Raw genomic sequence first — 25047 nt, 5'->3', positions numbered from 1 at the left:
TCAACTCCGTTCGAGCGAACGAGGCCCCTATATGCTCAGCGTCAGGTCGAAATAGCCGTAGCGGCTGTCGCCGCGGTAAGCCACATTTGGCGCGTCCCTGAGGAATCGCCCTTTCACAAGCCACACCGCCCCGCCCTCCGCGCGCAGCCGGCGCGGGATGATCCAGTGGCGGACCCGCCCCTCGAATTGAATGCCCGCCCACCGACCGGAGTGGCCGCTGCGATCCTGCACACCCGTGGCCGCGAAGCTGTCAACGGGTGAGTGAAGCCATAAGGCGCGGGTCATGAAAGCGCCGTCGGTCCGCTTGGATGGCGCCACCTCCACGCGCGCGCCTGCCGACACGATATTGGATCGCGTCACCGCGCCATAGAGCGATGTCGGGCCGAAATCGCCTCGAGGGCCGCCGAACAGGGGATCGAACCGGCTCCATTTGTCCAGATCGCGATCGTCACCCGTCGCAAGATCGAAGTGAAGCGAGGGCCGAACCGCCCCATGGCCAACGCCTCTTCGCCCGATCTCGGCATGGATCAGGTACGCCTCAGCACGAAGGGTACGCAGGTCGTCCGGCCGCGCCGTTGCGCGCACATGCCCTGTTTGCCGGATCAGCTCGACTTCGAAATCGAGCTTGCCGGGCGCGGGCGGGCGTGCTGTTCTTACACCAACAACGGTAAGGTGGCGATCACGCGTCGGAAAGCCCGGTGTGTCATGTTCGTTCAGACGCAGCAGATAGATCTCGCCCGCCGCGCCCGCACCAACCTCGGCTTTGGTGAAGCTGAGACCCGATAAGACCAAGGCGTGGCTGAAATGGTCCAGCCGCGTCTTGTTCGACAGTATCTCTTCAGATGTGTTTGGCAGGCGCACGCCGGGCATCGTCCAGAACGCCATTAGCTGATCCTGCCCGAGGCCACTCCACATCAACTGAGCGCCAACGAAGCTGTTAACGCTATTAGCAAATTCTGGCGTCGCGATCTGCCGCCCGGAGCTGAGCTCCATTGTAAAGCGTCCAGCGGTCAATGATGTTGTGCCACCCACCGCAAGCATCGGCCCAAGATCAGCGGCCAGATAAGCCTGCACTGGCTCCAGACTGTTCACCTCCGCGACGCCAGCCGTGGAGTTCCGCCGTTCCCCCGCCGCGCGTGCATCGCGCAACTCCCCGCCGACACGAACGACGCCGGTTTCATATTCGGCGAAGACGATGGCACGGTGCGACCACATGAAATCATGTGTGGGGCCGACTGCCCGCGCCTGACCGTCGAGCACCTCGACCCTCGACCGGTACGAACTTTGTATCGTCAGCGCTTCCTGAGGCGAGGATCCGCTAGGCGCCGCCTCCTGAGCACTGGTAGGCGCAGCGCTGAATGCCAGTAAGAGCACAGCACCGGCGGTCCGCAGCCCCGCACCGGAAAGCTTCCTATTTACCAAGACCTGTTCTCGGTTGACGCGCAGGCGCAGCACGAAACCTCATAGCCGTTGCCCCCGCACCGCGTAGCGATCCCCCATCTCGAGGCATCGTCGATCGCGATACGTATGTCATGCAGCAACAAGAGACGCCACAACGTTGGGCCAAACGGTCGCGTGCGAAATCTGCTGCGATCAGCCAGCAGCGGTCGAGGACAGAGGCGCTGACTTTAACATACGCCTCCGTCGTTGCCGCTGCTGCCACCGGCGACCGACACGCCACCGCCAACCAACATGCACCAGCGCATAGCCAAGCCCGGCTACGACAAAGGCTAGAAACACCAGCCCTGCCGCGGTCGGTGCGGCAATATCGAACAACCACGTCGCCATCGCGGGCCGAGGCGGCGAACCGGCCGGATGGACGCGACCTGCACCGGTCAGGCTGCACCCAAGGCGGTAGGCAAGAAAATATATCGGCGGAAAGGTCAGCGGATTGGTAACCAGCGTTGCACCCGCAGCGACAAGGACGTTTGCCCGCGCGGACAGTGCCAGCAGTGCCGCCACGACGATCTGTCCAATCGGCAGGATCAGCCCGGCGAACAGACCCAGCGCCAAACCACGCGCTGCCGACCGCCGGTTCAGGTGCCACAAGGAGGGATTGCTGAGTCGATGCGCAAAAGGACGCAACCAGCGATTTGCCAGCAACCGCTCGCGATCAGGCAATCTTGAAGAAATCCAGCGCACGCTAACCGACCTTTACGCGACACCGGCAGGTAACAGCTGCGACGTTACCGGTCCATGAACTGCGCAGCGATAAAGAACGAAAGGCACTGGTGCCCGAGACGCCTCGATCAGGGCTCCAAGCCAAGCGCGCCACGGTCCGCCGTCGCCGCTGCCAACTCGGCGCGGGCGGTGGCGATCCGCGCCTGCGCGTCGATCAATCGCACCCGCGCGTCGTTAGCGGTTTCCTCGCGCTGGTTGACCAGGAAGAAATCGCTGGAGCCGAGCTCGAAACGACGGCGCTCGGCATTGGCGAGTCGCTCGGCCAACATCCGCTCCTGCTCCGCGATGGTGGCGAGCCGCTCGGCCGCACCGACGTTGATGGTGATGCCCTCGACTTCCGTAGCGATCTGATCGCGCAGAAACCGGCTTCGCGCCTGCAACGCATCGATCTCGGCTTGCGCCTCTGCCAGTCGCCCGCGTGCTGCCCTGTTCTGTAACGGGATGGAGAAGCGAAAACCAACCGCAGCCTCCAACGGTGTGCGAGAGCGACCACCCAGCCCTTCGTCGCCGACATCCTTGCCGACCTCCCCACGAAGGTCGAGCCGTGGGCGCAAATCGTTCCGCGCGAGCGCCAGCTTGGCGCTGCCCTGGTCGATCTTGGCCAGCAGCACCTGCAGATCCGGGCGTCGCTGGGCGAAATCGGCCACCGCAGCGGCCACAACGCCGGTCAATGCCGTTGCGTCGGCCGGCAGTCGATCGGCCTCGACCAGAACAGGTTCACCGGCTGAATTACGATAATAGAGCGACAGCGCGTTTGCCGCTGCTTCGAAATCGCCCTCTGCCCGCACCACCAGCGCCCGGCGCCGCACCAGGTTCTGGTCGTTCTCCGCCAAAAGGATCTCTGGCCGCGCCCCCAATTCGACCTGCCGAGCAATCGCGCCGCGCCGGCTTTCGGAAAGGTTGAGCAGATCGCGATAGGCGGCAAGGCGTAGCCCCGCCACGACCCAGTTCTGGTACGCGTCGATCGCCCGCCGCTGCACGCCGATCGCCACCGACTCCCGCTCGAACCGCGCGATGTCGATGTCGGCGGCCGCTACCGTTTGGCGGGTCCGTCGTTCGTCCACCAGCCGGTCACGCAGCAGCGAATACAGGGCGCCGACCTTCACCTCCCCAAGTCGATTGGTGTAATTCTCGTCCTCGTAGATCGGGAAATCGCCGCGGCTGACCCGGTACCCGCCATAGACATAGCCACCATTGCCCGTCAGCGGACGGGTCGCGCGGCCTGCAACGACCGTGCCGTCATAATAGCCCAGCGCGCGCGATCGCCCGTCCACCTCGAACACGGTATCGAACGCGCCTGCCGCGCTCAGCGCGCGCCCTTCCGCCGCCCGCTCACGCGCTAGCGCTTCCACGATCTGCGGCGCAGCGCGCGCGGAAACGCGGAGCACCTCGTCTAGCGTCAAGGCGCCCTCACTGACGCTCGGCGCAGCAACGCGTGCTAATGTCTGCGCCTGTGCGCCACCCGGCAGACCGATAATGGGCACCGCCGCGATCAGTGGCAATGCAATTAGCAAGCGCATCATTTCGGCCGCTTCGCCTTTGTTACCGCCGTCTTCTCATCCTCCTTTGTCGTCGTGCTGCCATCCACTCCGGTGTTCCCGAATTCGATGGGGAAGTCGTTTAGCTGACGCCACAGCTCGTACCCGACCGAAACCGTCTCGCCCTGGACCCAGCCTTGCACCTTGCTGCCCAGCCGCACGAAGCGCTGTTCGGGCCACGCCGGCTTGTTGGGCGCTGGCTCGACCAGAATGCGGAACAGCCCTTGCGCATTGGCCGTCGGATCGATCGTCCGCACGCGCCCGTCGAAATAGCCATAAGCGATCGACGGCCAGCCGCTGAGCTGGATCGCCGGCCAGCCTTCAAACTCCAGCCGTACGGGACGCCCCGGCCGAAGCAGCGGTACGTCGCGGCCGTTCATCAGCAGCTCCACCGCACGCTGGACCTGCTCGGGCGCGACCACCGCAAGCACGGTGCCTGCGGACACCAGACCGCCGCCCGCAGCAGCGTTCAGATTCTGGATCCGCCCAGTACGCGGCGCGCGCACTAGCTGGGCCGACTGCCGATTGAGTTGAACATCGATCCGGTTCAGCTTTGCACGCGACTCCGCCAGCTTCGCAGCCGCATCGGCCACCTTGATCTGCGCTTGCTCATAATCGCGCCGCGCGGCCAAGCCTTCGGCCAGCAATTGCCGAGTCCGGCTGACATCGATGCTTGCGACCGATTGCGCCTGTCGCACCGCCGCGATCTCCGCCTCCACCTGCGCCCGCTCGGCTGCAAGGCGGGACAGGAAGTTCGGGTCAAGATCGACGATACGGGCGATCGGCGCCCCTTCTTCGACATGCTGGCCGTCCTCGACGTACCAGCGCTCAACCCGCCCAGGCACCAGCGCTGTCACGTCCTGTGCGCGGTCGCTCGGGTTCAGTGCCACCACCTGTCCACGCCCCTGCGCCGTTTGCAGCCACGGCACGAAGAAGAGGATAAACACGGACGCAGCGATGCCCAGCAACAGCAACCATCCGATCACCACCCCGACGCGTGGCGGGCGGAGCGAAGCGAGCGTGCGGAAATGGCCGATATGTTCAGGCCGATACGGCATGGCTGCCCTCCTGCCCGGCGACGTGGCGCAGATCTTCTGCACTCTCGCAGCGGCATTGCTTGCGATGACCCAGATAAAGGTAACCGCCAAGCGCCAGATCCTGTGGGCGGCTGGTGCAGACCAGAACGGTCGTACCGTGCGTCTTCAGCAGGCTTAGCGACGCTGCCAGGCGATCGGGCGTAAGCAGGTCGTAAAGGTGTCCGAGGATCAGTAGCTTGGGCCGCAGCAACACGGCATTGGCCAGCTTCAGCGCCATCACTTCGCCGACGCTGAGCGGATAGCCAGACGAGGCAAGCTCGGTATCCAGCCCCCGTGGCAGGCTCGCGATCCGCCGGTCCAGCCCCACTGCCTCCAACACCGCCATCATTTCGCGATCATGTTCGGCGGCGGAGGCGAGCTGGAGATATTCGCGGATCGTCACCTCCACGATCGTCGAGCGTTCCAGCACGGTCACGTCGGAGCGGAGGTGGTACATATCCAACCCACCCAGATCCGCGCCGCCGATGCTGATGAGCCCCCGCTCGGGATGATTGTGACGCTTCAGCAGCAGGGAAAGGCGATGCTCAACCCCAGGCTCCGCCCATGTCACCAACTGTTCCCCGGCGTTCACCGAAAACTCGAAGTGCGCCCCGTCAAAGTCGACATCGGTCAGCCGCACCGCACCGTCTCGCGGGCCACCGCCCCCCTGAACCAGCGGCTCCTGCGGGATGTCGAACAGCAACGACAGTTCTTCCGAACTCGCCACGAGATCGTAGAAGGTGTCGAGATACCAGCCAAGCTGCGAGATGCCGTAGAACACGCCTGAAAGGATCAGCTCTGCGGCGACAAGCTGGCCTAGCGACAATTGCCCGCGCAGGATGAGGGTGCCGCCAAGCAACAGCAGCGCGGCGCCCGCAAAGGCGTAAATCAGGAGAAACGCCACCGTTTGCGCGAAATGGTACCGGAAATAGCGTCGATGCGCTCCGACATAGGCGGCCGTCATCACTTCCGACCGGTCCATCGCAAAGCCAAGATGACGCGCCGATTTGTAGAAGCCGTTCGAGCCGCCGACGCTTTCGAGCCAACGCGCCGCGGCGTGCTTGGCATGGCTAAGCGCCACCGCCCCGGTAATGGCGCCACGACGCCAGATCATCCAGACCAGCAGCATGGTGAGCACCAGCACCACGTTAAACGCCAGAAAGAACGGGTGATAGAAACTGGTGATCGCCAATCCGACAACCGCCTGCAGCACGATGGTGAAGCCGCCGATCACCAAGCTCGGAATGGCCTTTTGCACCACCACCATGTCGAAGAAGCGGTTGAACAAGGCATTGCGATTGGCATCGGCGAAGAAGGGGTTTTGCGCGTGAACAGCGCGCACCGTCACTTCGGCGACCACGCGCGAGAAGATACGGCGCTCGAATGTCGCCATTACCCAGACGCGTAGCGCACTAAGCCCCGCCACGATCAGCAACAGCAGCAGCAACACGCCCGAAAGCGCCCACAAGGGCGCTGGAAGCGCCGTGTTGGCCACACTATTGATCAGCAATTGCACAGAGATAGGTGTCGCCAGGGCAAGCAGGCTGATCGCAACAGTATAGACGAGTCCGAGACGCACATAGGCGGCGTCCGGGCCGATAATTTGCGCGAGCCATGCCGCCGCCTGCCGAAAACCTAGACGTTCCGCAGCCACCAACCACTCCTTTTCAATCCGGACCTCGTCGCTGCCCGGACGACAGACGCTAGCTGCCTCTGCTCGTACCTTCCAATCGTTGACGAGTTTGTCACGAGCGGCAACCGGGTCGGCTGCACTTCTCCTTTACGCGCGCCTCTGCCTCGACGCGCGTGTCTTGCCAAGTGCGGACCGTTTTCGTGGCCGTTTCATTTCATTGCCGAGCGGTGCGGCACGTGCTTAGCCGCCGGACAGGCACTAGCGGGCGTCGCACCACGACAGCGGTGCTTGCTCGATCGCGAAAGACTGGCGGCCGCTCAGGCCGCCAGCACAGGCTTTATTCGGCCGCCTCTCGGGTGCCGGCCGGCTCTTTCCACACCAGCTTCGGCCTGCGTGCGGCCAGCGTCTCGTCGAGCCGGCTGCGCGGGGCGAAGTGCGGCGCGGTCTTGAGGCTCTGGTCGCCCGCCATGGCCCGCCCTGCCACCGAGCGCAGCGCGCCGATGAACTGATCGAGCGCGGCCTTTGACTCCGTTTCAGTCGGCTCGACCAGCATCGCGCCATGGACGACCAAAGGGAAATACATGGTCATCGGGTGGAAGCCCTCGTCGATCAGCGCCTTGGCAACGTCGATCGTCGAGAAGCCTTCAGGGAAGCCTTCGTCGGAGAAGATCGCCTCGTGCATGCACGGGCCGGAGAAGGCGAACGGCGCGTCGAGCGTGTCCTCAAGGCTGCGCAGGACGTAGTTGGCGTTCAGCACCGCGTCCTCGGCAACCTGGCGCAGGCCGTCGGCGCCGTGGCTGAGAATGTAGGTCAGCGCGCGGGTGAACATGCCCATCTGGCCGTGAAAGGCGGTCATGCGGCCGAACGTGTCGGGATGATCGTCGCCCGCCGTCTCTTCCTCGATCAGCGCGATATGGCCGTCCTTCATCCGCGCGGTGAAGGGCAGCGGACCGAACGGTGCGAGCGCCTCCGACAGCACGGTCGGGCCGGAACCCGGGCCGCCGCCGCCGTGCGGGGTGGAGAAGGTCTTGTGCAGGTTGATGTGCATCGCATCAACGCCAAGGTCGCCCGGCCGCACGCGGCCGACGATCGCGTTGAAGTTCGCGCCGTCGCAATAGACATAGGCGCCGGCCGCGTGGACCGCGTCGGAGATCGCCTTCAGGTCACGCTCAAACAGGCCGCAGGTGTTCGGATTGGTGATCATCACCGCCGCCACGTCCGGCCCGAGCCGCGCCTTCAGCGCCTCGGTGTCGACGCGGCCTTCGGCCGTCGCGGGGATATCCTCGACGGTGAAGCCGGCGAAGGCGGCGGTCGCGGGGTTGGTGCCGTGCGCGCTTTCCGGCACCAGCACGACCTTGCGATGGCCCTCGCCGCGCTTCTCCAGCGCAGCCTTGATGCACAACATGCCGCACAGCTCGCCGTGCGCGCCTGCCTTCGGGCTCATCGCGACGCCGTGCATGCCGGTCAGCTCGATCAGCCACACCGCGAGTTCGTTGATGACGCCGAGCGCGCCCTGCACCGTGTCGACCGGCTGGAGCGGATGAACGTCGGCGAAACCCGGCAGCCGCGCCATCTTCTCGTTCAGGCGCGGGTTGTGCTTCATGGTGCACGAGCCGAGCGGAAACAGGCCGAGGTCGATGGCGTAGTTCTGCCGGCTGAGGCGCGTATAATGCCGCACCGTTTCCGGCTCGCTGAGGCCCGGCAGGCCGATCGGCGCCTTGCGGGTGAGATTGCCGAGCCGCGAGCCGGCGACATCGCCTGCCGGGAAGTCGACGCCGGTCGTCTGATCGTCGCCGATCTCGAAGATCAACGCCTCTTCCAGCATCAGCGCCTTGTTGCCGGTGAAGGTGGCGCGGGCGCCGCCTTCATTGGCCTGCGGCGACGTGGGCTTCCAGCCGCTCTGGTTGATGGTCATGCCAGCACCTCCTGAAGCGCGGTGGCCAGCGCCTCGATATCCTCGTCGGTCACGGTTTCGGTCACCGCCACGACCAAGCCATTCTCCAGCGCGCCTTCGCCCGGATAGAGCCGACCGAGCGATACGCCGGCGAGCACGCCGCGATCGGCGAGCGTGCGCACCAGCGGCCGCGCCTCCTGGCCGAGATCGAGCGTAAATTCGTTGAAGAACGTGTCGTTGACGAGGCGCACGCCCGGCACCTTCGCTAGGCGATCGGCGGCGCGGCAGGCCTGGGCGTGGTTGATCCCGGCCAGCCGGCGCAGGCCAGCCTCGCCGAGCAGCGTCATGTGGATCGAAAAGGCCAGCGCGCACAGGCCGGAGTTGGTGCAGATGTTGCTGGTCGCCTTCTCGCGGCGGATGTGCTGTTCGCGCGTGGAGAGCGTCAGCACGAAGCCGCGGCGGCCGTCGGCATCCACGGTCTCGCCGCACAGGCGGCCCGGCATCTGGCGGACATATTTGTCCTTGCAGCCGAACAGACCGACATACGGCCCGCCGAACTGAAGGCCGACGCCGATCGACTGGCCCTCGCCCACCACGATATCGGCATCCATCTCACCCGGCGACTTGATCGCGCCCAGCGCCACCGGCTCGGTGACAACCGCGATCAGCAGCGCCTTCTTGGCGTGACAGGCATCGGCGAGCGGCCGGAGATCGGTGATGCGGCCGAGGATGTCGGGATATTGGACGACGACGCAGCTGGTGTCATCATCGATGCTGGCGATCAGCGCGTCGACATCCGTCTCTGCGGTCAGTGCAGGGACCGAGGTTTCGAGCGAGTCGCCGGTGTATTTCGCCATCGTCTTGGCGACGGAGACGTAATGCGGGTGGAGACCGCCCGACAGGATCGCCTTGGCGCGCTTGGTGATGCGACGCGCCATGCCGATCGCTTCCCAGCAGGCGGTCGAGCCATCGTACATCGAGGCATTGGCTACGTCGGTCCCGAGCAGGCGCGCGACCTGCGTCTGGAACTCGAACAGCATCTGCAGCGTGCCCTGCGCGATTTCCGGCTGATAGGGCGTGTAGGCGGTCAGGAACTCGCCGCGCTGGATCAGGTGATCGACGCTGGCGGGGACGTGATGGCGGTACGCGCCGCAGCCGAGGAAGAACGGTGCCTCGCCCGCGGACAGATTCTGCCGCGCGAGCTTCGTCATGTGGCGTTCGACGGCCAGTTCGCTGGCATGGGCGGGGAGGTTCGCGATGGGGCCGGACAGTCGCGCGGCTTCGGGCACGTCGACGAACAGATCGTCGATCGAGCCGGCGCCGATGACGGCGAGCATCTCGCGGCGGTCGGTGTCGGTAAGCGGTAGGTAGCGCATCATCTGTTACTCCGGCCGGCAACCGCTCGCGGGCGTCACCCCGGCCGCGTGCCGGGGTCCACTTCGCGGCTTGGACAAGGTCCAAGATCCTCTAGCCGCTCGGCCTGCGGCACGATGGATGCCGGGACGAGCCCGGCATGACGGATGAGATCAGAGCTTGGCGACGAACGCCTGATAGGCGGTCTCGTCCATCAGCCCGTCGAGCTCCGACGCGTCCGATAGCGTCAGCTTGAAGAACCAGCCCTCGCCTTCCGGATCGGTGTTCACCAGGCCCGGCTCGTCGGCAAGCGCGGCATTGCCCTCGATCACCGCGCCGGACACCGGCGAATAGACGTCGCTGGCGGCCTTGACGCTTTCGACCACGGCCGCCTCGTCGCCCTTGGCGAGCGACTTGCCCGCTTCCGGCACGTCGACGAACACGATGTCGCCGAGCTGACCCTGCGCGTAATCCGAGATGCCGACCGTGCCGACATCACCGTCGACGTCGATCCACTCATGATCCTCGGTGAAATAACGGCTCATCTTACTTCGCTCCTCGGACGTAGCGGTGGGGGACGAATGGCATGGAGGTGACGGTAGCGGCGTGGACCTTGCCACGCTGCGAAAGCTGGATGCGGGTGCCCGGCGTCGCCATCGCGAGCGGAACGTACGCCATCGCGATCGGTGCCCCCACGGTCGGAGCGAAGCCGCCCGAGGTGACGTTGCCGACGGTGTGTCCGTCCGCATCGATCACGGTCGCGCCCTCGCGCACCGGCTGACGCCCGTCGACCAGCAGGCCGACGCGCTTGGTGGCGGGGCCGCTCTCGCGCTCGGCGAGGATGCGCTCGGCAGCGGGGAAGCCGCCTTCCTCGCGGCGGCGCTTGAACAGGGCGAAGCCGAGATCCGCCATCACCGGCGTCGTCTCCGGCGAGAGGTCATGGCCATAGAGCGGCAACCCCGCCTCGAGCCGCAGCGAATCGCGCGCGCCAAGGCCGATCGGCTTCACTTCGGGCTGTTCGAGCAGCGCATCGGCGAACGCCTCGACGCCCTCCGCCGGGATCGAAATCTCGAAGCCGTCCTCGCCGGTGTAGCCCGAACGGCTGATCCACAGGTCATGCCCCTGCCAGGTGAAAGGCGCGGCCTGCATGAACACCAAAGCATCGACGCCCGGCACCAGCCGCACCAGCGCATCCACTGCCTTGGGGCCCTGCAGCGCCAGCAGCGCATGATCCTCCATCAGGTTCAGCGTGATGTCGTCCGGCAGATGATCGAGCATGTGCGCGATATCGTCATACTTGGTCGCGCCGTTGACGACCATGTAGATGCGCTCGCCATCCTCGTCGGCCGGCAGGCGGGTCAGCATCAGATCGTCGAGGATGCCGCCGCCCTCGTCGAGCAGCAACGAATAGCGTGCGCGGTTGAGCGCAAGGCCGGCGATGTCGGCGGGCATTATCGCCTCGAGCGCGGGCTCCAGCCCCTCGCCGCGGAAGGTGATCTGCCCCATGTGGCTGACATCGAACAGGCCGGCGCTTTCGCGCGTCCACAGATGCTCGGCCATGATGCCTTCATACTGGACCGGCATCCAATAGCCCGCGAACTCGACCATCCGGCCGCCGCGCGCTCGATGCCAGCCGTCGAGCGGCAGCGTCATGGTTTCGATGATTACGTCTTCGTCGTCGTGATCGCTCATCGCGGATCGTCCGTCTTCAAGGGCGATCGTCCGCCATTGCTGGCGAAACGAACCGAACCCCCTCTGTCACGGAACCTGAGAGCTTTCGCACGAGGACAGGCCCGCGCTTACACCTTCGGTGGGCCGCGCCGTTTGGCGAAGCCGCTTTCCAGAGCGTCGATGGGTATGCGCGGTCCCTGCTGCCTGAGAGATTCCGGGGTGGTTGCTCCTTCGGCGGCGGCTGGGGCCTGAAAGGCCGTCCGCACTCTCCCGCGCGCCCACGCCGGTTGCCCGGCATCGACATTTGCGCCTGTGGCGGGGTGCGCGGGGCGAGTCAATCGCTCAACGCGCTGCCGATCGCTCCTGCGCCGAAAGGTGGTGTTCGCGATAGTCGCGCGCCTCTTCGCTCATCGCGATAGAGCGGACCATGGCGATCAACGTCTCACGATCCGGGCGGTCGTGGATCATGCCGCAATAAGCCGTTAGCCCTGCCGGGTCCGGCGCGCGCCCAAGCACGGCATGATAGCAAACATCAACCAATGCCTGAGCATCCGACGCGCCGTAAGACAGCGCCTTCGCCACCGAACCCTCAGCCTCACGCTTGAACGGCCTCGACATGTCGATTCCCCACCAGAATGGCTCATTCTAGCGGAAGACCTACAAGCAGCGAATAGGTCCGCGACGGATGTTTACGAATTATTTACCAAATCGAGACGCGAGCAACGGCTGATCATCGCTGCGCGTTGTATCGCAACTGATCCTGCGTCAGCTGAAAGCCGACCAGCGCCTCGAAGCTCGCCGACAGCACCGCCTGGCGCACCTCCGGCGTCGACAATGGATCGACGGCTGCGTCCTGGTCGCCTGCCTTGCGCTTGCGCGTCAGTTGCTCACGCACCGAGTCGGGCAACGTCGCCGCCGCACGATTGACGTTCGCGTTCGCCTGGCCCGAGACGCTCGCAAGCGCCTGCCCCGGCTCAAACCGCAGCGCCACGGCGCCGACGCGCTTCGCCACCACCTGCGTGCCGCCACGCACCACCGTGATAAAATAAGGCAGGGTCACCTCGCGCGGTCCGTCGGTACGCGTGCGACGGCCGCGCACGTCGAAGCTGACCGTGCTGACCACTTCGGCCCCGCTTTCGTCGCAGGTGGCGCGCACGTTGGTCATCACCGCCGTCACGTCGATCGCGCTGGCGTCGCGGCTCGTGGCCGGATCGAACAACGTGATATCGCCGGTGCCGCTCGGGATGCCGACCACCGGGCAAGCGGACCGAACTGCCGTGATCCCCACCCCGCCATCAACCGAGATTTCGCCGCTTTTGGCGCACCCGCCGGCAAGCAGGAGCAGGGCAAGCGGGGCAACGGTGATGCGAAAGGACACGTGACGGACACCTTATACGATACGGCCGCGCTCATAACCGCCTTCCGTGTGGGCAGGCAATCGCGTAAGCGGCGGGGATGACCGACAAGCCTGCGCTCGAACTGCTGATCGCCGCTCCGCGCGGCTTTTGCGCCGGAGTGGACCGCGCCATTCGCATCGTCGAACTGGCGATCGAAAAGCATGGGGCGCCCGTCTTCGTTCGGCACGAGATCGTCCACAACAAGTTCGTGGTGGACTCGCTGAAGGCAAAGGGCGCCGTTTTCGTCGAGGAACTCGACGAAGTGCCCGATGGCGCGCCGGTCGTCTTTTCGGCGCATGGCGTGCCCAAATCGGTACCCGCCAATGCCGAGGCACGTGGCCTGGAGTATCTGGACGCCACCTGCCCGCTCGTTTCCCGCGTGCATCGTCAGGCAGAGCGGCTGGTCGCCGCCGGGCGGCATATCCTGTTCATCGGCCATGCCGGTCATCCCGAGGTGATCGGCACCTTCGGCCAGGTGCCCGAGGGATCGATGACCCTGATCGAGGACGTGGCCGATGCCGAGGCGTTGCAGCCGACGGATCCGGGAAACCTCGCCTTTCTTACGCAGACGACGTTGTCGGTCGACGACACTGCGGAGGTCGTCGGTGTATTGCAGCGCCGATTTCCGGCGATGCAGGCACCGCGCGGTGAAGATATCTGCTATGCCACCTCCAATCGTCAGGCGGCCGTCAAGGCGATCGCCGGTGCTTGCGACGCGGTGCTGATCATCGGCGCGCCCAATTCGTCCAACTCGGTCCGGTTGGTCGAGGTGGCCGAACGTGAAGGTGTCCGCGCGATGCTGATCCAGCGAGCTGCCGATCTCGACTGGGCGTTTCTCGAGGGTATCGGCACACTTGGGGTGAGCGCGGGCGCGTCCGCCCCGGAACTGCTGGTGCGCGAACTCGTCGATCTGCTCTCGACCCGCTACGACGTGACGGAGCGCGAGGAGGAAACGACACGCGAGACGGTGGCGTTCAAGCTACCCCGCGCGCTGGATGCGGCGGCCTGACCGGCCGTTCGCACGCGACCGGCTGATCGATACAGGAGGAGTGCCGGAGAGCCGGCACGGGGAGCGCTAATGGCGGTGTACACGCATGTCTCGGCGGAGGCGCTCGCAGCCTTTCTCGCGCGGTATGACGTTGGCGAGCTGATATCCGCCAAGGGGATCGCCGAGGGGGTCGAGAACTCGAATTACCTCGTGGACACGACGTTGGGTCGTTTCATCCTGACACTCTACGAGAAGCGTGTGGCGGCCGACGACCTGCCGTTTTTCATGGCGCTGCTCGATCATCTCGATGCCAAGGGGCTGCCGGTGCCGCCCGCCATCAAGGATCGCGAGGGGCGCGAGATTCAGGAGCTGGAAGGTCGCCCGGCGTGCCTCATCAAGTTCCTGCCTGGCGTGTCACTATCGCATCCCACGCCGGCGCAGGCGCTCGCTGCCGGCGACGCGATGGGCGCGATGCATCGGGCGGTCGCGGATTTCACGCCGACGCGGCCGAATACGATGGGCATCGATACGTGGCGCCCGCTCTTCGAACGCTGCGGACGCAGTCTCGACGATATCGCAGCGGGCTTGCACGACGATCTCGCTTCCGCGCTGGAGGCAGTGGAAGCGAACTGGTGCGGCGCGGACTTCGATCGTAGCGCAATCCATGCCGATCTCTTCCCAGACAATGTGCTGATGCGCAGCGATCAGGTGTCCGGGCTGATCGACTTCTATTTCGCCTGCACCGACATCCGCGTCTACGATCTGGCGGTGATGCATACCGCCTGGTCGTTCGACGCCAAGGGCGAGAACTTCGACGCAAAGGTCGGCGAGGCGCTGATCGCCGGCTACGAGCGGCACTTTCCCCTGTCCGCATTCGAGCGCGCGCAGTTCAACACGCTGGCGAGCGGCGCCTGCATCCGCTTTGCGCTGTCGCGCGCCTGGGACTGGCTGAACAAGCCGGCGGACGCGCTGGTCGTGCGCAAGGACCCGCTCGCCTACATGCGGCGGCTGAAACATTACGATGCGGAGCTGGTGAAGCGTTCGGTATGAGTGAGTTGAGCAAGGTCGAGGCGTTCACCGATGGCGCGTGCAAGGGAAATCCGGGGCCGGGCGGCTGGGGCGCGGTGCTGCGCATGGGCGAGCATGAAAAGGAGCTGTCCGGCGGCGAGCCGCTGACAACCAATAATCGCATGGAGCTGACTGCCGCGATCGAGGCGCTGAAGGCGTTCACGCGCCCGTGCCACGTGACGCTTTACACCGACAGCCGCTACGTCATGGACGGGCTGACCAAGTGGATCCATGGCTGGCGCAAAAACGGCTGGAAAACGGCCGACAAGAAGCCGGTAAAGAACGCCGAATTGTGGCAGGCGCTGTTGGATGCGAGCGCAAGGCACCGCGTCGAGTGGCAGTGGGTAAAGGGCCACGCCGGCCACCCTGAAAACGAGCGCGCGGATCGTTTGGCAAGCGACGCCGCCGTGGCTGCGGGACGACGCGGCTAGCCCTGCGCCGAACGCCGCTCAGCTGTTGCTGAAACGATCGGGCGCGTATCGCTCGACGTCGATCGTTGTATCGAGCGGCGACGGGCGGCCGAGCAGCAGCCCCGCGCCGATCATCGCTGCGGCTGGTGCGGTTTGAATGCCGAACCCGCCCTGCCCCGCAAACCAGAAGAAGCCTGGCGTTTCCGGCGCAAACCCATAGACCGGCAGGCGATCGGGCGCGAAACTGCGCAGCCCCGCCCATTTGCGCTCCACTTGCGTGATCCGCCAATCGACAGCTTGTTCGAACCGGTCGATTGCAATGGCGACATCAAGCTCCTCAGGCTGAACGTCGCTCGCGTCCGCCGGTGTTTCGTCGTGCGGGCTGAGCCACAGCCGCCCGCCCGCTTCCGGCTTGAAGTAGAAATTACCGCCGACGTGCACGACATGCGGCATCGTCGTAGCCGGCGCGGGATCGGTTTTCAGCTGCACCATGGTGCGACGATAAGGCTGGATGCCAAGCGGCGACGCCCCGGCCTGAAGCGCCACCTGATCGGCCCACGCGCCCGCCGCATTGACCAGCACGCGAGCCTCATGAACACCGCCACTGGTAGTCAGCCGCCACTGACCATTCACCCGATCGGCGCGCTCAAGCGCAGCCCCGAGCAACAACGTCGCCCCGGCGCGACCCGCCCGCGCCAACGCGTCCGCATGTAGCGCCGCCACGTCGATATAGGCGCAGGTCGGCTCCATGATGCCGATCGTCCACCCTTCCCGCAGGCCATGCACGTGATCGCGCGGATCGACCGGCATCAGCGGCACGCCGCTCCCGGCGAAATCGGCCAGGAACGCGTCAGCCGCCGCCGCATCGGCAGCCCGCCCGATGTGCAACGACCCAAGCGGATCGAGGAAGCCACCGGTGCGCAGCCGGTCGCCCGATGCGGTGGTCAGCGGCTGGATGCCCGGCCCACCATAGGTTTCGGACCAGAAAGCGGCCGATCGCCCCGTGGCGTGGTAGCCGGCGACATCCTCTGCCTCGATCAACAGAACGCGAGCGTCGCTGCCGATCTCGGCCGCCAGCGATGCACCCGCCATGCCTGCGCCGATGATCGTGATATCGAAAGTCACGGAACGCGTGTCGCCAAGAATTGGTCGATCGCTGCCAAGGCACGGTCGCGCACCACGTCGGTCTCGCGCAGGATTTCGTGTGCGGACTCGCCGCCGAATCGGCGAACCTCGCTATGAGGCAATTGCCGTGCGACCTGGAGCGCCGCTCTGGGATCGACCAGACCGTCCTTTTTCGCGACCAGCATCAGGATCGGCGTTGCGAGCGTTGCCAGCCGCGAATCGGCACGCTGAGCGCGCGTCGAGGCGAACGCCTGCACCAGCCAGGACCAACTCGGCGGCCCCAATTTGATCGCGGGCTCCTGTTCATACCACCATTGTTCGTCGGCATAACGGCTCGCATCGCTCGTCAGAAGCTGCTGCCGCTGCCGTCTGCTCGCCGGTCGTTCGTTGCCCTTCCACGCCGCCCGCGCAGGGTCACCCAGGCGGCGCATCAACTGCGCCAGCCACTCGCCAGCGCGTGCGCCAAGCGGCGACTTCAGCCCCAGCATCGGTGCGATCAGAACGGCGGCGTCGGGCTCTATGGCCCCCTCCAGCAGCGCCTGAAGGACCAAATGCGCGCCCATCGAATGGCCCATCGCGACGCGAGGACTCGGCGCGTCCCAATCCTGCCAAACGGCCTTCAGATCGGCAATGAACGGTGCAAAATCATCGGCATGCCCGACATGCGGGTCTGGTGCCAGGCGACCCGACCCGCCCTGTCCGCGCCAATCGAACGCGGTGATGGACCAACCCGCGCGATGCCAATGCTCGAAAGCCTCGAGATATTTCTCGAACACATCGCCGCGACCGGCCTGAAACAGGATGCCGCCGCGGCCATTGCCCGGCCAGTCGAAGCGGCGAAGCTGCCACCCATCGGGGGTCGACCAGCGCGCAACAGTCGCGTCGGCCGGGATGGCTCGGCGGATCGGGGCGGGTGTATTCATGGCAAGGCGGCTTGGTTACGGTTTCATAAGCCATTCCGTCTAGTGCTCGCGCTCCATGGGGTGGATATTTCTTTCCTGGGCGCTGCCTGTGATGCTTGGCCTGCTGTTGCTATCGGCCGGCATCGAGGACGCCCGCGTTCGCGAGATCGCCAATTGGAAGAACGCCACGATTGCGCTTCTGGCGCCCTTGTGGTGGCTGGCGATCGGGATCGCGCCATGGCCCGGCATGATTATCCAGCTGGGCGTGGCATTGGTCGTGCTGGCGCTGTTCTGCGTCGCGTTTCACTTCGGGCAGATGGGTGGCGGCGATGTGAAGTTGATCGCCGCACTGGCGCTCTGGATGCCGGTGCTGGCGCTGATCCAGCTGATCCTGGTCATGTCAGTTGTCGGCGGCCTCATCACGCTGTTGATGGTCATCGATCACCGTTTGAGCAAAAGAAGCGGAAATCCCGAGATCCCTTACGGGGTAGCAATCGCAATCGCGGGGCTTTTCGCCCTGCACGAACCGCTTCTTAACCACTTTGTCTAATCATACGCCAGCAGGGGCAATACTCGCCAGCGCTGATGCGAAAGGCACGATGATTCATGGATAGTCGCAAGGTCATATTGCTGGTGGGCGCGTTGATCGTCGCAGCGATCACTGCCTTCATGGCACGCTCGCTCATCATGGGCACCAGCGCGCCGCAGGCCAGCGCCCTGCCGGGTGCGCCGGCACCGGTGCCGCTCGGCCCGAAGGTGCTGGTCGCCACCCGTGCGCTGCCGATCGGCACGATCCTCGATCCCGGCTCGGTCAAGTTCCAGCCGTGGCCTGCGGAGCTGGTCGAGGGTGCGTACTTCCAGGAGGGTGCGCAGTTCGACATGCGCAACGTGCTGGGTACGGTCGTCCGCAACGCCATTACCGCTGGCCAGCCGATCACGCAGGGCGCCTTGGTGAAGCCCGGCGATCGCGGATTCCTTGCCGCGGCGCTCGGGCCGGGCATGCGCGCCGTGACGGTGCCGGTGTCGACGCAATCATCCGTTGCGGGCTTCGTCTTCCCGGGCGACCGCATCGACCTGCTCCTGACGCAAAGCGTCGAGGGTGGCGGCGACGGCCCACCGCTGCGCGTCGCGGAAACGATCCTGCGCAACCTGCGCGTACTCGCCACCGATCAGCGCACCAGCCAGGAAAAGGACGAGGCCGGCAATACGGTGGTCCACACCTTCTCCACCGTGACGATCGAGGCCACGCCGAAGATCGCCGAGCAGATCGCCGTTGCACAGACCATGGGCACCATCTCGCTCTCCCTGCGCTCGATCGCGGACAATGCCGCCGAACTGGAGCAGGCGATCGCCTCGGGTGACGTCTCCGTCCCCGATGGCGCCGACCCCAAGGCTGAGCGCGCCATGATGCTGAAACTCGCCAGCACGCCGCAGGCCGGCAACCCGACCTATGCGGTGGGCGCCGATGTGTCGCGCTTTCAGCGCCGCACGGTGCCGGGTCGCACGCAGCAGTCGATGATGCCGAGCGCGCCGTCCATCTCGCCGGCGCCAGGTGCCTACCCAGGCGCGCCACAGCCGGTGGTTTCCGGCCCGGTGGTTCGTATCGCGCGGGGTAACAACGTGACCGAAGTGCCGGTCGGGGGGAAGAACTAAGATGCGTGCTCCTTCAAAGACGCGCCGCTGGTCGGTCGCGCTGGCGCTGAGTGCCGCCACGATCGCCGTGATGCCGGCCGCTGCCCCTGCGCAGACTGTCGCCTCGGCGGGAACGACGCTTCAGGTGGCGACCAACCGCGGTCAGCTCATCAACCTGTCGCGTCCGATGAGCGACCTGTTCGTCGCCAGCCCGGACATCGCCGACGTTCAGGTCCGCTCGCCGACGCAGCTTTACGTCTTCGGCAAAAAGCCCGGCGAGACGACCATCTCGGCCACGGCAAAAGGCGGCGCGGTGGTCTATGCCGCCACCGTTCGCGTCGGCAACAACTTCGACTCGGTCAGCCAGATGCTGTCGATGGCCATGCCGGAAGCCCAGATCACTGCTACGACGCTGAACGGCATCGTGCTGTTGACCGGCACCGTCGCCAATCCCGATGACGGCGCCGAGGCCGAGCGGCTGGTGCAGGCATTCGTCGGCGACGGCGCCAAGGTGGTCAGCCGCCTGCGCACCGCCACGCCGCTTCAGGTCAACCTGCAGGTGCGTATCGCCGAGGTGACGCGCAGCTTTGTGAAAAACATTGGCGCGAACCTGACGACCATCGATGGTACCGGCGGGTTCAAGTTCGGCGTCGGCAGTGGCCGACCGCTGGGAAGCATCACCACCAGACGAGACCTTCCTTTTGGTGTCGGTGGGACGGTGCAAGGCTTTGCAATCGACCCCACGTCGATCGTTCGTCTGCCTGATGGCTCGATTGACCTAACTGCTCTCAGGATCACGCAACAACCTGGTACATCCATCACACCGGGCAGCCAGCGCAGCACGATTGCGGGCCTTGGCAAGCTGCTTGGCCTCGACATCGCGGGCGCACTCGATCTGGGCGAGCGGATCGGCCAGGTGACCAATCTCGCCAATCCGAACCTGACCGCGCTGTCGGGCGAAACCGGCACGTTCCTGGCTGGTGGCGAAATCCCGATCCCAATCGCACAGGGCCTTGGCGCCGTCGGCGTCGAGTACAAGCAATATGGTGTCAGCCTCGCCTACACGCCGACAGTGCTGGGCGACGGCCGCATTTCGCTCCGCGTTCGCCCGGAGGTATCGCAGCTGGATTATTCCAACTCGGTGACGATCGGTGGCACGCAGGTGCCAGGCCTCACCACGCGTCGAACGGAAACCACCGTGGAGCTCGGCTCGGGCCAGAGCTTCATGATCGCGGGGCTGCTGCAGAACAACCACAACAACTCGATCGACAAAACACCCGGCGTTGGTGACGTGCCGATCCTGGGTGCACTGTTCCGGTCCAACGGTTTCCAGCGCAACGAGACCGAACTGGTGATCGTCATCACCCCGTATCTCGTTCAGCCGGTGAACGGCAACGACATCAAGCTGCCGACCGACGGATACAAGGCGCCGACCGATGTGGAGCGGGTTCTGCTCGGCCAGCTGTCCTCCGGGACCAGCGGCGGCAAGCGTCCGACGCCGACGATGGAGGCAGCACCGCCTGCGACCCCCGCGATCGGCGCCACGGCGCCGCTCGCGCCCGCAGCCGCCGTGCCACTTCCCTCGGCAGGCGCTGAGGAAAAGGTCGCGAACGCAGGCAGCGGCAAAAAGACCAAGAAAGCCGCAGCGCCCGCGCCGGGCTTCTCGTTGAACTGATGATGACGGTGAGGAACAGCAACATGCTCAAGCACTCTCTCCTCCTCGGCATCGGCCCTGCCCTGCTGCTGGCTGGATGCGGCGGCACGCAAAATCGCGGGCTGGAGTCGGTCCACCAGCCGGTGGTCTCGCGCGCCGATTACGCCTTCGACGTCGGATCGGGCCCAGGCGGTCTGGCGTCCGGCGAGGCGCAGCGTCTCGCCGCCTGGATGGCCTCACTGAAGGTTGGCTATGGCGATCGCATCGCCGTTGACGACCCATCACGCGATCCCGCGACGCGTGCGGACGTCGCGGCTGCCGCCGCGCGGTTTGGCCTTCTCGTCTCAGACGAGGCGCCCGTCACGCCAGCGCCGATCGCCCCGGGCACTGCGCGGATCGTGGTCAGCCGCGCGCACGCCTATGTGCCGGGTTGCCCCGATTACAGCCGCATGTACGAGCCGAACTACAACGCGCACACGTCGTCCAATCACGGCTGCGCGGTAAACTCGAACCTGGCGGCGATGGTCGCCAGCCCGACCGATCTTGTGCGCGGAGAAGGCGCTGCCAGCCCCTACGATCCAGCCGTCGCAACCAAGGCGATCGATCGCTTCCGCAAGGCCGAGCCGACCGGCGCCGGCGGCACGGCGGTGCGCGCCGAAGCGACCGGCGGCGGCAGCTCGGGAGGCAAATAACATGAACGCACCATGGAAACCCGCGGGCGCGGGCAATCGCGAACCGTTTGTCGCCTATGTCTGCGATGAAAACAGCGCAGAGGCGCTGCGCCCGATCGTCAGCGAAATGGGCTGGTCCGCCGAAAAGGTGAACAAGGGCGGGCTGCGCAATGCCGTGCAGTCGCTTTCAGTATCCGCCTCGCCGCAAATCCTGTTCGTCGATCTCGCAGAGTCGGGCGATCCGCTCAACGACATCAACTCGCTGGCCGAAGTGTGCGAGCCGGGCACGATCGTGCTCGCTTCGGGCCAGGTCAACGACGTCAGGCTGTATCGCGATCTCGTGTCCAGCGGCATTCAGGATTACCTGCTGAAGCCACTCAACCCGGACATGCTGCGCGACGCCTTCAGCCATGCGCAGCTGCTGCTGAACGCGCCCAAGGTGGTGGAGACCGCAAACGAACACCCACATTGCTCGGTCGCCGTCATTGGCACGCGTGGCGGTGCCGGCGCGTCGACCATTGCGACATCGCTCGCCTGGATGATGAGCGATCGCGAACGGCGCTCCACGGCACTCCTCGATCTGGATGTGCATTTCGGCACCGGCGCGCTGGCGCTCGATCTGGAGCCAGGTCGCGGGCTGACCGACGCGATCGAGAATCCGAGCCGGATCGACGGGCTGTTCATCGAGCGCGCCATGGTGCGCGCATCCGAAAAGCTTGCCGTCTTGTCGGCAGAAGCACCGATCACCGCACCGGTCGTAACCGATGGCGGCGCCTATCTCCAGTTGCAGGACGAGATGCGCGCCGCATTCGAATGCACGGTGACGGATCTGCCGCGCCACATGCTCGTCAGCCACCCGCAGCTCATGCACAAGGCACAGACCGTGGTGGTCGTAACCGAGCTGACGCTCGCCGCGGCGCGCGACACCATTCGCCTGCTGTCATGGCTGAAGTCCAACGCGCCCGAGGCGCAGGTCATGCTGCTCGCCAACAAGGTGCAGCCGGCCGCGCAGCTGGAAATCAGCCGCAAGGATTTCGAAACATCGATCGAGCGAAAGATCGACTATGTCGTGCCCTTCGATCAGAAGCTCGCCGCTCAGGCCGCCAAGCTTGGCAAGCCGCTGGCGGAGACCGGCAAGGCATCCAAGACGATGGGCGCGATCGGCGATCTCGTGAAGCACCTGTGCTTCATCACGCAGGATGAAGCGGACGGCGGCAAGGCGCGCAAGCGCGGCAAATCGGGCGCTTCGCTGATGAGCAAGTTTGCCGATCTTAAAGGCTTGATGCCCAAGAAGTCGGCAAAGAGCTGAACAGCGCCACCCGGATCGCAGGAGAACGGAACCCGACATGCCCCTCACACCGGTGATCACCCTGGCGATCGGCGCGCTCCTGACCCTGGGGCTGGTGATCTTTGCCTTTGCAGGCCCCTCGCCTCAGCGAGTCGCGGCGCGGCGCCTCGATACGGTGCGGCAACGCCATACGGCGGCACAGGGCGACCTGGTCGAGGCGCAGCTGCGCCGTATCACCGGGCGCGGTTCGACCAAGGCCGATCGGGCCGCGATGCGCTTCCTGCCGCGGCCGGAGGAGCTGCAAAAGCGGCTGAACATGACTGGCAAGCAATGGACGGTAGGCCGCTATGGCGGCGTCACGCTCGGCATTGTTGTCGCCGCCACGCTGTTGCTGTTGTTTATCGGCTTTCCGCTCCTGCTAGCGCTTCTCCTGGGTTTGGCGGCGGGCGGCGGCATTCCGCACTTTGGCGTCAGCTATGTCATCGGGCGCCGGGTCAAAGCCTTCAATGCCAAGTTCCCCGACGCCATCGAACTGTTGGTACGCGGCCTGCGCTCCGGTCTGCCGATCACCGAGACGATGGCCGTTGTTGGCAGCGAAGTGAGCGGGCCGGTCGGCGAGGAGTTCCGGACGGTTGCCGATAAGATGAAGATCGGTCGGTCCATGGATGTGGCGCTGCAAGAGACGGCTGATCGGCTGGGCACCGCCGAGTTCCAGTTCTTCGTCATCACCATTGCCATCCAGCGCGAGACCGGCGGCAACTTGGCAGAAACGCTGCAGAACCTTGCCACCGTTCTGCGCCTGCGCGGTCAGATGAAGCTAAAGATCCGCGCCATGTCGTCGGAATCGAAGGCATCGGCAATGATCATCGGCGCCCTTCCCTTTATCGTCTTCGGCCTCATCTGGTTCGTCAACAGTTCGTACATGCAGAACTTCTTTGTCGACGAGCGCCTGATGGTTGCTGGTGTCGGTGGCCTCATCTGGATGAGCATTGGCGCTTTTATCATGGCCAAGATGGTCAATTTCGAGATCTGATGATGGAACCGACGCAAGGACCCACCATACTCGGCGTGGACGTGATCTGGGTCGCGACCGTGCTCGCTGCCGTCGCCGCCGCCGCCGTCTTTGTCGCCATCTACGCTGCCGTCAGCGTGCGCGATCCCATGACCAAACGGGTCAAGGCGCTGAACGAGCGTCGCGAGCAGCTAAAAGCCGGCATCACCGCATCGACCAGCAAGCGTCGCGCAAAGCTGGTCCAGAAGAGCGAAAACGCAGATCGCATCCGCCAGCTGCTGGAATCGCTCAAGGTTCTTCAGGACAGCCAGCTCAAGGAAGCGCAGACCAAGCTGCTGCAGGCCGGCATTCGGAAGAAGGAATGGGCGGTCGGCGTGATCTTTGGCCGCATGATGCTGCCGATCGTGCTCGGCGGGTTCATGCTGTTTCTGGTCTATGGCACCGACAATTTTGCCCATTGGTCGGCGCTGAAGCGCTACATGGTCGTCGCCGGCACCTTTATCTTCAGCTACAAGGCGCCCGACATCTATCTGAAGAACAAGATTACGAAGCGGTCCGACGCAATCCGCAAGGGATTGCCGGATGCGCTCGATCTTCTGGTGATCTGTGCCGAAGCCGGTCTGACCGTGGACGCCGCATTCCACCGCGTGGCAAAGGAATTGGGCAAGGCTTATCCGGAACTCGGCGACGAATTCGCGCTTACCGCGATCGAGCTTGGCTTCCTCACCGATCGACGGCTTGCCTTTGAAAACCTGGCAAACCGCGTCGCGCTGGAGGAGGTGAAGGGCATCGTCACCACGATGGTTCAGACCGAGAAATACGGCACACCGCTAGCGAGCGCGCTCCGCGTGCTCTCGGGTGAATTCCGGAACGAGCGCATGATGCGCGCCGAGGAAAAGGCGGCTCGGCTTCCAGCAATCATGACCGTGCCGCTAATCCTGTTCATCCTGCCCGTGCTGTTCGTCGTCATTCTCGGCCCGGCAGCCTGCTCGATCAGCGACGCCTTTATCGGTGGCAACTTCTAGAAGCCGCGCGCGAGCGGCGGAACGCGCGCCGTGAACCATCGTTAAACCTGCGTAACAGGAGGAACGCGATGCTTTTCACGACGCCGACGCAATGGATCGCACTCGCCATCACCCTGATCGCCGGATGGCTCTTCGGCCTCGCCAGCCATCCGGGTGGGCGCAAGTGGAAGCAGCGCTACGCCGACGAGCGCGACGTCCATGGGCGCACGCGCAAGGATCTGGACGCCCGCCTTGCCGAGCGTGAGGCGCGAATTGCCGAACTGGAGCGCGACAATGAGCGCCTTTCCCGCGCGGCACCGGTAGCGAGCGACACGATGACGACCGACCGGCATGCGATCGGGCGTGAGCGGATGGCGCAAAGCGCGGCTCGCCCCGCCGGTTCGACGCGGGCGCGCTGGTTCAACTGGCAGAACCGCGTCGGCACGAACGGCTAGGATAAGTGGCGCGCGGCTGCGCGGCAAAACGGGTGGTCCGCCCGTCGCAAATGCGCGATCTGACAAATAAAAACGGTGAGTGAAGCGGCGCTTCA

24 protein-coding genes and 2 riboswitches are annotated in these 25047 nt (G+C 65.2%); of the genes, 11 read left to right on the top strand and 13 right to left on the bottom strand.

Annotated elements, in window-relative coordinates; translation table 11 throughout:
• Positions 1–27: 27 nt before the first annotated feature.
• The 11 genes from SPDO_RS02105 to SPDO_RS02055 form a co-directional block, all read right to left on the bottom strand.
• A complete protein-coding gene (locus SPDO_RS02105; protein WP_088365778.1) occupies positions 28–1455 on the bottom strand; it encodes an alginate export family protein in 1428 nt (475 codons plus the stop codon).
• Between the two features lie 138 nt (positions 1456–1593).
• A complete protein-coding gene (locus SPDO_RS02100) occupies positions 1594–2142 on the bottom strand; it encodes a DUF2062 domain-containing protein (protein ID WP_088365777.1) in 549 nt (182 codons plus the stop codon).
• A 107-nt stretch (positions 2143–2249) separates the two neighbouring features.
• Positions 2250–3704, bottom strand: a complete 1455-nt coding sequence (locus SPDO_RS02095; RefSeq protein WP_342746647.1) for a TolC family protein — start codon at positions 3702–3704, stop codon at positions 2250–2252.
• On the bottom strand, positions 3701–4777 hold the full coding sequence (locus SPDO_RS02090; protein WP_088365776.1) for an efflux RND transporter periplasmic adaptor subunit: 1077 nt from the start codon (positions 4775–4777) through the stop codon (positions 3701–3703). Before SPDO_RS02090 ends, SPDO_RS02095 begins: the two co-directional genes overlap by 4 nt.
• Positions 4761–6449 carry an ATP-binding cassette domain-containing protein gene (locus SPDO_RS02085; protein ID WP_143559558.1) on the bottom strand — a complete coding sequence of 563 codons (1689 nt, stop codon included), beginning with the start codon at positions 6447–6449 and terminating at the stop codon, positions 4761–4763. Before SPDO_RS02085 ends, SPDO_RS02090 begins: the two co-directional genes overlap by 17 nt.
• Before the next feature lie 316 nt (positions 6450–6765).
• A complete protein-coding gene (gene gcvPB / locus SPDO_RS02080; RefSeq protein ID WP_088365775.1) occupies positions 6766–8343 on the bottom strand; it encodes an aminomethyl-transferring glycine dehydrogenase subunit GcvPB in 1578 nt (525 codons plus the stop codon).
• Complete coding sequence (gene gcvPA, locus SPDO_RS02075) at positions 8340–9698, bottom strand: aminomethyl-transferring glycine dehydrogenase subunit GcvPA (RefSeq protein WP_088366325.1); 1359 nt, start codon at positions 9696–9698, stop codon at positions 8340–8342. Before gcvPA ends, gcvPB begins: the two co-directional genes overlap by 4 nt.
• Before the next feature lie 150 nt (positions 9699–9848).
• On the bottom strand, positions 9849–10220 hold the full coding sequence (gene gcvH / locus SPDO_RS02070; RefSeq protein ID WP_088365774.1) for a glycine cleavage system protein GcvH: 372 nt from the start codon (positions 10218–10220) through the stop codon (positions 9849–9851).
• Position 10221: 1 nt separating this feature from the next.
• Positions 10222–11367 (bottom strand): glycine cleavage system aminomethyltransferase GcvT, encoded by a 1146-nt coding sequence (gcvT, locus tag SPDO_RS02065; RefSeq protein WP_088365773.1) that lies wholly within the window; start codon positions 11365–11367, stop codon positions 10222–10224.
• 53 nt (positions 11368–11420) lie between these two features.
• A riboswitch (glycine riboswitch) is annotated at positions 11421–11527 on the bottom strand.
• Positions 11528–11629, bottom strand: a riboswitch (glycine riboswitch). It abuts the riboswitch before it with no gap.
• Positions 11630–11688: 59 nt separating this feature from the next.
• Positions 11689–11964, bottom strand: a complete 276-nt coding sequence (locus tag SPDO_RS02060; RefSeq protein ID WP_088365772.1) for a DUF4214 domain-containing protein — start codon at positions 11962–11964, stop codon at positions 11689–11691.
• A 112-nt stretch (positions 11965–12076) separates the two neighbouring features.
• Positions 12077–12724 carry a hypothetical protein gene (locus SPDO_RS02055; RefSeq protein WP_245828995.1) on the bottom strand — a complete coding sequence of 216 codons (648 nt, stop codon included), beginning with the start codon at positions 12722–12724 and terminating at the stop codon, positions 12077–12079.
• A 77-nt stretch (positions 12725–12801) separates the two neighbouring features.
• On the opposite strand from SPDO_RS02055, the gene ispH reads away from it, so the two are divergent.
• From ispH to rnhA, 3 genes are all read left to right on the top strand, one after another.
• Positions 12802–13752, top strand: coding sequence for a 4-hydroxy-3-methylbut-2-enyl diphosphate reductase (gene ispH, locus SPDO_RS02050; protein WP_088365771.1), 951 nt, complete (start codon positions 12802–12804; stop codon positions 13750–13752).
• A 69-nt stretch (positions 13753–13821) separates the two neighbouring features.
• Positions 13822–14781, top strand: coding sequence for a homoserine kinase (gene thrB, locus SPDO_RS02045; protein ID WP_088365770.1), 960 nt, complete (start codon positions 13822–13824; stop codon positions 14779–14781).
• On the top strand, positions 14778–15230 hold the full coding sequence (gene rnhA / locus SPDO_RS02040; RefSeq protein ID WP_088365769.1) for a ribonuclease HI: 453 nt from the start codon (positions 14778–14780) through the stop codon (positions 15228–15230). The genes thrB and rnhA overlap by 4 nt, the downstream gene beginning before the upstream one ends.
• 18 nt (positions 15231–15248) lie before the next feature.
• Here rnhA and SPDO_RS02035 read toward each other — a convergent pair whose 3' ends face one another.
• Positions 15249–16334: an NAD(P)/FAD-dependent oxidoreductase gene (locus SPDO_RS02035; RefSeq protein ID WP_088365768.1), complete on the bottom strand. Its 1086-nt coding sequence runs from the start codon at positions 16332–16334 to the stop codon at positions 15249–15251.
• Positions 16331–17257 (bottom strand): alpha/beta fold hydrolase, encoded by a 927-nt coding sequence (locus tag SPDO_RS02030; protein WP_088365767.1) that lies wholly within the window; start codon positions 17255–17257, stop codon positions 16331–16333. Before SPDO_RS02030 ends, SPDO_RS02035 begins: the two co-directional genes overlap by 4 nt.
• A 55-nt stretch (positions 17258–17312) precedes the next feature.
• On the opposite strand from SPDO_RS02030, the gene SPDO_RS02025 reads away from it, so the two are divergent.
• The 8 genes from SPDO_RS02025 to SPDO_RS01990 all read left to right on the top strand — a co-directional run bounded on the left by SPDO_RS02025 (position 17313) and on the right by SPDO_RS01990 (position 24952).
• Positions 17313–17786 (top strand): A24 family peptidase, encoded by a 474-nt coding sequence (locus SPDO_RS02025; protein ID WP_088365766.1) that lies wholly within the window; start codon positions 17313–17315, stop codon positions 17784–17786.
• Between the two features lie 56 nt (positions 17787–17842).
• The gene (cpaB, locus tag SPDO_RS02020; RefSeq protein WP_088365765.1) at positions 17843–18889 is read left to right on the top strand and encodes a Flp pilus assembly protein CpaB; all 1047 of its coding nucleotides are present in this window, start codon (positions 17843–17845) and stop codon (positions 18887–18889) included.
• A 1-nt stretch (position 18890) separates the two neighbouring features.
• Entirely contained in the window at positions 18891–20543 is a 1653-nt protein-coding gene (locus tag SPDO_RS02015; RefSeq protein ID WP_088365764.1) for a type II and III secretion system protein family protein, read from the top strand.
• A 23-nt stretch (positions 20544–20566) separates the two neighbouring features.
• Positions 20567–21214, top strand: a complete 648-nt coding sequence (locus tag SPDO_RS02010) for a CpaD family pilus assembly protein (protein WP_088366323.1) — start codon at positions 20567–20569, stop codon at positions 21212–21214.
• 1 nt (position 21215) lies between these two features.
• Positions 21216–22502, top strand: coding sequence for a CpaE/TadZ family protein (locus tag SPDO_RS02005; RefSeq protein WP_088365763.1), 1287 nt, complete (start codon positions 21216–21218; stop codon positions 22500–22502).
• A 37-nt stretch (positions 22503–22539) separates the two neighbouring features.
• Complete coding sequence (locus tag SPDO_RS02000; protein ID WP_088365762.1) at positions 22540–23514, top strand: type II secretion system F family protein; 975 nt, start codon at positions 22540–22542, stop codon at positions 23512–23514.
• Between the two features lie 2 nt (positions 23515–23516).
• Positions 23517–24518: a type II secretion system F family protein gene (locus SPDO_RS01995; protein WP_088366322.1), complete on the top strand. Its 1002-nt coding sequence runs from the start codon at positions 23517–23519 to the stop codon at positions 24516–24518.
• Positions 24519–24586: 68 nt separating this feature from the next.
• Complete coding sequence (locus tag SPDO_RS01990; RefSeq protein WP_088365761.1) at positions 24587–24952, top strand: hypothetical protein; 366 nt, start codon at positions 24587–24589, stop codon at positions 24950–24952.
• Positions 24953–25047 lie beyond the last annotated feature (95 nt).

It is taken from the genome of Sphingomonas dokdonensis (genome assembly GCF_002197685.1).
Lineage (GTDB): Bacteria > Pseudomonadota > Alphaproteobacteria > Sphingomonadales > Sphingomonadaceae > Sphingomonas > Sphingomonas dokdonensis.
This window is presented reverse-complemented; position numbering and strand designations above follow the sequence as displayed.